This is a genomic window from Streptomyces sp. ISL-36 (assembly GCF_018614205.1).
GTDB lineage: Bacteria > Actinomycetota > Actinomycetes > Streptomycetales > Streptomycetaceae > Streptomyces.
This window is the reverse complement of the sequence record NZ_JAGGOS010000098.1, coordinates 66,978-76,145: the sequence shown is the minus strand read 5'-3', so window position 1 is coordinate 76,145 and position 9,168 is coordinate 66,978. Positions and strand designations below refer to the sequence as shown.

The following is a 9,168-nucleotide window of genomic DNA, read 5'->3' as shown; positions in this document are numbered from 1 at the left end:
GGCCGCCACCCGCCACCGGCCCCGCCCAGCCGCCGCGCCTCACAGTCCGTATACAGGGCAGCCCCGGGGGCCCCGTCCCCCGGGGCCCCCGCCCCCCCGCCGGGCTTCCCGGTCCGCAGGGCCGCAGGCCCCCAAGCCCCTGGCAGGTTCCCCGGCTCCGCCGTGCGCGGCTCCGGGGCGCCGACGGCTCCCGCCCGCACCACCCCTTTCCCGACCCGTATCGGCGTCGACGGTGACGCCCAGGAGGTCCCCATGAGTCTTCGTCTTCCCTCCCTCTCCCGCCGCTCGCTGCTGCTGAGCAGCGGTCTCGCCCTGGCGTCCACGGCCCTCGGTGCAGCCGCCCAGGCGGCGCCCGGTGCTCGCCGTCGGGCGGCCGCGCTCCCTGCGGCCGTAGGCTCGCCGATCCCCGACCCCCTTGCGCTCAGCGGTGGTTGGGAGCGGACCGCCGACGGTGGCCGGCGGGCCGTGGCCGGGGCGGACGGCCCGGCCACGGCCATGGCCATGTCCGAGCATCGCGTCGGGGCCCGGGCAGGCTACTCGGCGCGGATCGTGGCCGATGCCGCCACCCCAGGGGCCCGCGGCGGCCTCGTCTTCCGGGCGGCGGCCGACGGTTCGACGGGGTACGCCGCCTACCTCCAGCCGGACGACCGGAAGGTCCTGCTCGTCGAGCTGGGCAGCGGCGACACGCTCGCGACCGCACCCGCCGGCACCGGCGACCTCCTCACCGTCGTCCTCGACGGTCCGGCCATCACCGTCCACATCGACGACCGGCAGGTCCTCTCCGCGGAGGACCGCCGGCACGACGCCGGCCACGTCGGGCTCGTGGCCGCCGACGGCACCGTCGTGTTCGGCCCGCCCCAGAGCTGGGAGGTCACCACCAACCTCAGCGGCTGGACCCACACCGGAGGCGGGAGCTGGACCCCGAGCCCCGTCGGACTGCACGCCCACGCACCCGACGGCACCAACATCAGGGCCGTCGCCGCCACCGAGGCGTACGACACGTCCCTCCAGGCCGACCTCCTGGTCCACGACCCCTATGCCGTCGCCGCCCTCCTCGTCCGCGCCGACGCCGCCGGGACCCGGGGGTACGCCGTCGAGGCCGACCCGCACCAGGGCCGACTGCGCCTCTATCGCGTCGACGGCAACATCACCCTCGGGACGTACGCCACCGCCTTCACCCCCGGCACCGTCCACCGCCTCCGGATCGAGGCGGAGGGCCGCCGTCTGCGCGTCTTCCGGCAGAGCGAGTTCATCCGCCCCGACGGCTACGCACCCGTGATCACCGCCGAGGACACCACCGCCGCCCCGCACCTCTCCGGCCGCCCCGGCGTCCTCGCCTACAACGGCCGCGTCTCCTACGAGAACATCACCGCGGCCGACCTCGACACCACGCTCCAGGGCTGGAGCACGGAGTCCGGCACGTGGGCCCCGGACCTGCGCGGGCTGCGCGGCGACGGCGGCCTGCGCACCGCGCCGTTCGCCGCCGACGACCTCGTCCTCTACGCCGACGTCCAGCTCGCCGGAGCCGCTCGCGCCGGACTCGTCCTGCGCGGGCACGAGGTACTCCTCGACGCCACCACGAACACGGTCACGCTGCTCGACCGTGCCACCCGCACCACCCTCGCCACCGCGCCCCCACCCGTACGCCCGCTGCGCACCGGAACCCCCTACCGAGTCGAAGTGCACGTCGTCCGAGGCGAGTTCGAGGTGTACGTCGACGGCGTGCGGGCGCTCGGCGCGACCGGCCGTCCGACCGGGGCCTCCGTCGGGCTCCTCGTCGCCGAGGGCACCGCGTACTTCGATCATGTCCGGGCGACGGACGTCCGGGACCACTTCACCGAGCCGTACCGCCCCGCCCTCCACTACACCCAGCAAACCGGCCTCGCCAGCGATCCCAATGGCCTGGTCCACCTCGACGGTGAGTACCACCTCTTCCACCAGGACGAGGGCCGCTGGGCCCACGCCGTCTCCACCGATCTGCTGCACTGGCGGGCCCTGCCCATCGCCCTGCCCTGGAACGAGTACGGCCACTGCTGGTCGGGCTGTGCCGTCGTCGACACCGACGACACCACCGGACTCTTCGGGGGCGGGCCCGGTCTCCTCGCCTACTACACGAGCTACCATCCCGACAAGACCGGTGGCAACCAGTGCGTCCGCGCCGCCTACAGCACCGACCGGGGCCGCTCCTGGCAGTGGTACGGCGACGCTCCGATGATCGGCAACCCTGGCGGGCCCGAAGGCGGTTGGGACTTCCGCGACCCCAAGGTGACCCGCGACGCCGCCCACGACCAGTGGGTCATGGTCGTCTCCGGTGGTGACCACATCCGCTTCTTCACCTCCCGCGACCTCCTCCACTGGACCCACACCAGCTCCTTCGGCTACGGGAGTTGGGTGACCGGAGGGGTCTGGGAGTGCCCCGACCTCTTCCAGCTGACGGTGGACGGCGACCCCACCCGTACGGTCCGGGTCCTCACCCTCAGCACGGGCGTCGTCCGCTCCACCGACGGATCCACCGCCCAGTACGTCACCGGCGACTGGAACGGCACCTCCTTCACCGCCCATCAGGCACCCGGACCCCTACGGCGCAGCGACCACGGGCGGGACTTCTACGCGGCCGTCACCTTCGACTCCCTGCCCGACGGACGACGCGTCTGGCTCGGCTGGATGACCAACTGGGACTATCCGTTCAGCGCCCCCACCCACCCCTGGAAGGGCCAGCACAGCATCCCGCGCGAGCTCAGCCTCACGGCGGGCCCGGACGGACCCGTACTCAGCCAGCGCCCGATCGCCGAACTGACCGCCCTGCGGACGGGCACCACCCGCCGCGACGGCCTCACCGTCGGCCCCGGCTCGCCCGATCCCCTCGACGGCGTCACCGGCACCGCGTACGAGATCGAGGCGCATCTCCTGCTTCCCGCCCAGGGGGCGGCGACCGTCTGCGCCTTCCGCGTCCGGGAGAAGGACGGACAGCACACGCTCGTCGGCTACGACACCGTGCGCGAACGGCTCTTCGTCGACCGCTCCGCCTCCGGCCGCACCGACTTCACCCGGTACTTCGCCGGTCGCACCGAGGCACCGCTGGCCGCCGAGCCGGCCCCGGACGGACAGCGCGGAGTCCGGCTGCGGATCCTGGTCGACTCCTCCTCCGTGGAGGTCTTCGGAGGGAACGGCTCCGCCGTCATCAGCAGCGTCGTCCTGCCCGACCCGGACGCCGACGGTCTCTCCTTCACCGCCGAAGGCGGAACGGTCCACCTCGCCCGGCTCTCCGTCCACCGCCTCTCCAGCACCTGCCGGCTCGTCGACCCGGCACCGGCCGCCCTCACGCCCCCACCCACCGGCGAGTTCCGCGGCGACCTCGGGACGCTCGGCGTCCTTCCGGCCGGGCACTGGGAGAACACCGGAGCCGGCCGCACCGGCAGCTTCGACCGCGATTCCGACGCGATCTCGGCACGCCGCTTCGCCGACCTCGAACTCACCACGCTGCTGCGGCTCGGCGGCCCCGACGGAACCCGCGGAGCCGCCTCCCTGCTGTGGCGGGCGAGCGCGGACGGTGCCGACGGCTACTGCCTCAACATCGACCCGGACCTGCGGGTGATCCGGCTGGTGGTCCGCCGGGGCGGCTCCTTCGACGACGCCGCCGCGCTCGCCCGCGTCCCCCTCCTGGTCCGGCACGGCGTGAGCTGTCCGCTGCGGATCGTCCACCAGGGCACCCGCATCCAGGTCTTCCTCGCCGGGGACCGCGTCATCGACCACACCGACACCGCCGCGACCTACGCACAGGGCCACGTCGGACTGAACGTCTTCGGTGGCCGCGCCGGCTTCCAGGACACCTACGCCAAGGAGCTCTGAGCCGCCACACCCCGGCGTCCACGTGGTCCTCGGCGGCACGCCACCGGCAGCCCGTCAGAACCGGGCGTGCGTCGTGATGTCCGACTCGAACTGCGTGATCATCTCCGGGGTCACCGTCGGACGGCACTGGGCGATCGCCGCAAGATAGTCCGCCGTCGTGGCCCCGGGGAGCCGCTCGTCCGACCCGCCCCGGCCGCCGACGGAGACCAGATCCCGCTCGAAGGAGCTCTGGGCCGCGATCCGGGCCGCGTGCTCGATGTCGGCAGGGGTGAACAACTCGCTCGCCACGACGAGTTCATCGATGTCCACATCGGGCCGCCCGTCCGTGTAGCGCGCCCAGATCGCCGCCCGCGCCGCCTTGTCCGGCGTACCGATCGGGATGAGGTAGTCGAAGCGGCCGGGGCGGAGGAAGGCCGGGTCGAGGGAGCGGATCGAGTTCGTCGCGCAGACCAGGAGCCGTTCGTCCCGCTCCCGGAAGCCCGGGATCAGCTTCAGGAGTTCGTTGGTGACCCCGTGCATGCCGCCGGGCTGCGCGGGCTCCGACCGGACCGGGGCGATCTCCTCGACCTCGTCGATGAAGACGAGGACCCGCTCCAGTTCCGCGATCCGGGCGAAGGCGGAGCGCAGCGCCGCCGCCAGGTTGCCCTCGTCCGCCAGCCGGGAGGGCAGGATCTCCACGAACGGCCAGCCGAGCCGCGAGGCGATCCCGCGGGCGAACGTCGTCTTGCCGGTCCCCGGAGGTCCGAACAGGCCCACGGCGCGCGGCGGCCGTACTCCGTGGCGTGCCGCGCGCTCCGGCTCGGCGAGCGGCAGGACGACCCGCCGCTCGATGAGGTCCTTCTCCCGCTCCATCCCGGCGACCTTGGCCCACAGGTCGCCCGGCAGCAGCCGGCCACCGAGATCGTCCAGCAGGTTGGCGGCCGGTCCGTGCAGCGGCTCGACCTTCTCGAAGTAGGCGACGGCGGGCTGGCGGGTGTATCCCGCGTTCAGCAGCCCCTCGCCGAGCAGGTCCTCCTCGGGCAGGACGTACGCGATCCGCCCCACCCGCGCCGCGACGAGCCGTCGCTCCAGCTCGACCAGGAGGGCGCTGGCCAGCCCCCGGCCGCGCCATGCCGAGGCGATGGCGATGCGCATCACCCAGGCCCGTTCCCCGGCCACGCAGGCGAGCGCCGTCCCGATGGGCACGCCCTGGTGGACGGCGACGACGGCGGGCTGGCGGGAGGTCAGGGCGCCGATGCACTCGGCGAGGGAGAAGACGGACTCCTGCCCGAGCTCGGCCGTGGTGTCGATCAGGTGGACGACCGCGGCGAGATCGCTCTCGCGGTAGTCATGGATGAGCCAGTTCACCGGTACCGCCCCTCGTTCGTACTGATGCGGTGAGGCTAGGGGCGGCGGCCGACGCCGGTCGTGCGCCACCGTGCACAAGCGGGTGCCGCGAATGCTACGAACCGTCACTGGTCCGGGAGGGTCCGGGAATGCGCGAAACCCCCGGAAGGAATCTTCCGGGGGCTTCGGGAGTCATGCTCAGTACGCGCTGACGGCCTTCGGGTTCGAGCCGTAGGCGTTGTCGTGGGACTCGCCCTCGAGAACGGTGAAGACGAGCAGGATGATCCCGCCGACGAGCGGCACGAAGCTGATGAGGTACCACCAGCCCGAGCGGCCCGTGTCGTGGAGGCGGCGCACGGCGACGGCCAGGCTCGGCACGAGCACGGCCAGGACGTAGATGCCGACGAGCAGCGGGTACGTGCTGAGGGCGAAGTCGATGACCGCGAGAACAACGACCGCGATGGTGTTGAACAGGGTGTACATCCAGTATTCCTTGCGGCGCGCACGGCCGCTGAATACCGCGTACTTCTTGAGAACGTCGAGGTACCAGTTCACTTTGTCCCCCCAAGGACTGGGATGTGTGATGGGAGCCTGTCCCCGTGGAGCAAGCCTTACGCAGAACTTATGTGGCCGAAACCACGTGGGTCAATTCGTTACCTGAAGGGGGGCGTTGGCGGCGGATGTGTCTGGTTTTGCCTGGGAATACAGGGGACGGCGTCGCCACCTGATGCAGAGGTGACGACGCCGTCCGGGAGAGGTCAGTACTTCCTCACGTCTTTCTCTTGCTCATCAGCAGGCCGCCCGCCGTGAGTGCGAAGAGGCACACGCAGGCGCCGGTGATGACGTTGCTCAGGATCGCGCCGGTACCGGCGTCCGAGGTGGCGACCACCCATGGAGAGATGATCAGCCACGCGCCGAGCAGCAGGACCACGAAGTTCAGGTCGTGGGAGCGCTCGGGTGCCATCGACATACACAGGCCCATGACCGCGAGGGTGATGCCGACGACCAGGTTGCTGAGAGCGAGTTCTGGTCTGGCGGCCGAGAAGTGAACCACCCATCCGGAGACCGCGGCGTAGATACCGGCGAGGATCACCAGTTCCTCGACCGCCGCGACACCTCGGGTCTGGAGCATCCGGGAGTAGCGGTCCCGCATTTCCGGAGCGTCGGGGTGTCCCCTGATATCTCCAGGACGGTGAGAGACGTCAGACATACGACTCGCCTCCTTACTGGCGTCATGCACGTCTGATCGCGCTTTGCGGCATCGTGCCGCGGTTTCATTGTGCGCTTATCTGGGCTTTATGTGTAGATGTGCCCGATATGAGATCCCTACAGAAAACCGGTGAGGGATATGCCGAGATCCACCAAAGAGAGTGACCGTTCCATGAATGTTCATCGAAAGGCCACGCTCACCCGCCGTGCGGCAGGGCCCTCGCGTAAGGGTGGGTGATGATCTCCATGTTGTGACCGTCGGGGTCGGCGAAGTAAGCACCCCGGCCCCCGAACAGACGGTTGGTGCGGCCCGGATCGGTGTGGTGCGGATCCGAGTAGTACGTGACCCCCAGGACCTCCAGCCGCGCGATCATGGTGTCGAACTCCTCCTCGGGCACGAGGAACGCGTAGTGCTGCGGGACGAACGTGAGGCCGGGGTCCTCGTAGAAGTCGAGGGTGACCCGGTTGCCGGTGTCCACCGGGATGAAGGGGCCGAAGGGGGCGCCGACCTCCAGGCCCAGGATCGTGGCCAGGAACTCGGCGGAGAGATGCTTGTCGCGGGCATGGACGGCGGTGTGGTTGAGCTCGACGGCCACAGGGGGTCCTTTCGCAGGGCGTGCGCGGTGGTCTTCCGGGGGATCGCTTCCCGGATCACGTCCGGGAGGAAGCTCCGACGGGACGGGTTCACCGTCGGTGGTGTGCGACTACCTCGTGTGCGCGGAATCATCACGCGCGGAAGACGACCGTGGCGGGCCTCGCGCCCGCCCGGCGGCGGTCACGCCAAGGCCGGGCGCCTTACTCGATCACGGCCCATGGCCGACCCGGCAGTCATACGAGCACGCTAACCCGTGACCACCGGTACCGCCAACGGATATCGGCGCCCCGGGCAACGGGGCGTCGGGAGAGGGCCGTTCGGCGTAGCCTGGAAGTGGACTCGGGGACCCGCACGTCCACCGCCGGGAGGCGGACACACATGACCGGAATCGTACGCAGGAGCTTCGACTCCGCAGATGAGACCCGCCCCTTCGAGGGCGGCAAGGGCAGGCTGGACCTGCTCACCACAGACCGCGGTCCGGTGGGCCGGGCCGTGTTCGAGCCGGGCTGGCAGTGGAGCAAGCACGTCAAGCCGATCGCCGGCACGGAGAGCTGCCAGGCGGACCACGTCGGGTACGTCGTCAGCGGCCGGATGAAGATCGTCATGGACGACGGCGAATCGGCCGAGGCGGGCCCCGGCGACTTCTTCACCGTGAAGCCGGGCCACGACGCCTGGGTCGTCGGCGACGAGCCGTGCGTGGCTCTGGACTGGGTCGGCTTCGGCGACTACGCCGTGCGCGAGGGCGGCTGACGCCGGCGAGCGGGTGCCGGCAGGGGATCCGTCCCTCGACCGGGCAGGCGTGGACGAGGCCTTCGCGATCTGGCGCGAGGAGCGCGCCCCCGCTCCGTGGTCGACGCGGCGGACTCCTTCGACGCCGCGGACACCTCGGCGACACCTCGGCGAGGAGGCGTGCTCCCTGCGCTGCGTCCCCGCCCGCATGACCGAGGAGTACGCGCGTCACGGCGGCCACCCCGATCAGCCGCGCGAGCGCATGGCCTCACCGGTGAACGGCGGGGGCGGCCGCACCCAGCCGCCATCGGCCGTACGGACCCGGAAATCGCCTGCTCACCAGGGCCGTTGCCCTGTTATCGTCGCCCGCATGCCCGAACTGATCGCCCCCACGGCGCGCCTGCATTCCTCCTGGCTCGAAGCCCACGCCGAGTGGCATCCCGGAGCCCACCAGGACGGCGCCGGGATGCGCCTGGCGGAGGCGGAGGCCTTCGCCAGCCCCGAGGTCTTCGCCGCCTGGGTGGGACGGCTGCGGGAACAGTCCGACCGCACCAGGCCGCTCGCGGAGGGGTGGGTCCACGCGACCCACTGGTGGATCGTCGAGGACGGTCAGTACGTCGGTGCCATCGACCTGCGCCACGAGCTCAACGACTTCCTCCTGCGCGCCGGCGGACACATCGGCTACAGCATCCGGCCCTCTGCGCGCCGCCGCGGCCTCGCCACCTGGGCGCTCGGCGCCGTGCTCCCGGAGGCCCGCGCCCTCGGCCTCGACCGGCTCCTGGTGACGTGCGACGACGACAACATCGCCTCCGCGCGCACCATCGAGCGCAACGGCGGTGTCCTGGAAGACGTCCGTGAGACGGAGATCGGCCTCAAGCGGCGCTACTGGATCACGCTGTGAGCACGGCGGACGGCGGTGCGCTGGACGGCGGTGCGCTGGACGGCGGCGCGGCGGACGGCGGCGCGGCGGACGAGATCGCCGCGGCCGTCGCGGGAGAGCTGCGGCTGATGGACCCCACGGTCCGCTCCTCCCGTGCGCTGGCCCGGCAGCTCCTCGACCCCGACTTCGTCGAGGTCGGCTCGTCGGGTCGCCGCTGGACGTACGAGGAGATGATCGCCGCGCTTCCCGAGATGCCGGGCGGGGCGGACGGCCAGCGCTACGAACCCTCGGCCATGTCCGGCACCGTCCTGGCCCCGGGCCTGGTCCACCTGACGTACGAGACAGTCATCGACGGTCTGCGCGCCCGTCGCAGCTCGCTGTGGCGCTGGGACCCCGAGGGCTCCGGCTGGCGCATGTACTACCACCAGGCGACACCCGTGCCGGCGGAGGCCGACCAGTCGTACGTCGACCAGCCGTAGGCCGATCAGCCGTGGGCGTCGCTCACGCGGTCGGCCTCGGTCACGCGGTCGGCGTCGGTCACGCGGTCGGCGTCGGTCACGCGGTCGGCGGTGCAGGTGCC

General features: G+C 71.6%; 8 protein-coding genes and 1 pseudogene. 5 read left to right on the top strand and 4 right to left on the bottom strand.

Annotated elements, in window-relative coordinates:
* Positions 1-252: 252 nt before the first annotated feature.
* Positions 253-3,849 (top strand): glycoside hydrolase family 32 protein, encoded by a 3,597-nt coding sequence (locus J7E93_RS24860; RefSeq protein WP_215072160.1) that lies wholly within the window; start codon positions 253-255, stop codon positions 3,847-3,849.
* 54 nt (positions 3,850-3,903) lie between these two features.
* Here the strand turns inward: J7E93_RS24860 and J7E93_RS24855 are convergent, their stop codons facing one another.
* The 4 genes from J7E93_RS24855 to J7E93_RS24840 all read right to left on the bottom strand — a co-directional run bounded on the left by J7E93_RS24855 (position 3,904) and on the right by J7E93_RS24840 (position 6,980).
* On the bottom strand, positions 3,904-5,196 hold the full coding sequence (locus tag J7E93_RS24855; RefSeq protein WP_215072159.1) for an ATP-binding protein: 1,293 nt from the start codon (positions 5,194-5,196) through the stop codon (positions 3,904-3,906).
* A gap of 177 nt (positions 5,197-5,373) precedes the next feature.
* Positions 5,374-5,730, bottom strand: coding sequence for a DUF805 domain-containing protein (locus J7E93_RS24850; RefSeq protein WP_215072158.1), 357 nt, complete (start codon positions 5,728-5,730; stop codon positions 5,374-5,376).
* A 214-nt stretch (positions 5,731-5,944) separates the two neighbouring features.
* Positions 5,945-6,328: an SPW repeat protein gene (locus J7E93_RS24845; protein ID WP_251067034.1), complete on the bottom strand. Its 384-nt coding sequence runs from the start codon at positions 6,326-6,328 to the stop codon at positions 5,945-5,947.
* Between the two features lie 253 nt (positions 6,329-6,581).
* A complete protein-coding gene (locus tag J7E93_RS24840; protein WP_215072156.1) occupies positions 6,582-6,980 on the bottom strand; it encodes a VOC family protein in 399 nt (132 codons plus the stop codon).
* A 377-nt stretch (positions 6,981-7,357) separates the two neighbouring features.
* Here J7E93_RS24840 and J7E93_RS24835 point away from each other — a divergent pair, with 377 nt between their 5' ends.
* The 4 genes and pseudogenes from J7E93_RS24835 to J7E93_RS24825 all read left to right on the top strand — a co-directional run bounded on the left by J7E93_RS24835 (position 7,358) and on the right by J7E93_RS24825 (position 9,067).
* Positions 7,358-7,729 (top strand): cupin domain-containing protein, encoded by a 372-nt coding sequence (locus tag J7E93_RS24835; RefSeq protein ID WP_215072155.1) that lies wholly within the window; start codon positions 7,358-7,360, stop codon positions 7,727-7,729.
* Positions 7,730-7,742: 13 nt separating this feature from the next.
* Positions 7,743-7,961, top strand: a pseudogene (locus J7E93_RS38425) (Mini-circle protein); the annotation flags it as partial.
* Positions 7,962-8,078: 117 nt separating this feature from the next.
* Positions 8,079-8,609, top strand: a complete 531-nt coding sequence (locus J7E93_RS37380; protein ID WP_251067033.1) for a GNAT family N-acetyltransferase — start codon at positions 8,079-8,081, stop codon at positions 8,607-8,609.
* Positions 8,610-8,716: 107 nt separating this feature from the next.
* Positions 8,717-9,067, top strand: coding sequence for a DUF4440 domain-containing protein (locus tag J7E93_RS24825; protein ID WP_215072167.1), 351 nt, complete (start codon positions 8,717-8,719; stop codon positions 9,065-9,067).
* Positions 9,068-9,168: the final 101 nt, after the last annotated feature.

Bases quoted from the DNA above. Each gene is read 5' to 3' on its own strand.
- J7E93_RS37380 (WP_251067033.1), top strand. From the start codon at position 8,079: ATGCCCGAACTGATCGCCCCCACGGCGCGCCTGCATTCCTCCTGGCTC.
- J7E93_RS24845 (WP_251067034.1), bottom strand. From the start codon at position 6,328: ATGCGGGACCGCTACTCCCGGATGCTCCAGACCCGAGGTGTCGCGGCG.
- J7E93_RS24835 (WP_215072155.1), top strand. From the start codon at position 7,358: ATGACCGGAATCGTACGCAGGAGCTTCGACTCCGCAGATGAGACCCGC.
- J7E93_RS24860 (WP_215072160.1), top strand. From the start codon at position 253: ATGAGTCTTCGTCTTCCCTCCCTCTCCCGCCGCTCGCTGCTGCTGAGC.
- J7E93_RS24825 (WP_215072167.1), top strand. From the start codon at position 8,717: ATGGACCCCACGGTCCGCTCCTCCCGTGCGCTGGCCCGGCAGCTCCTC.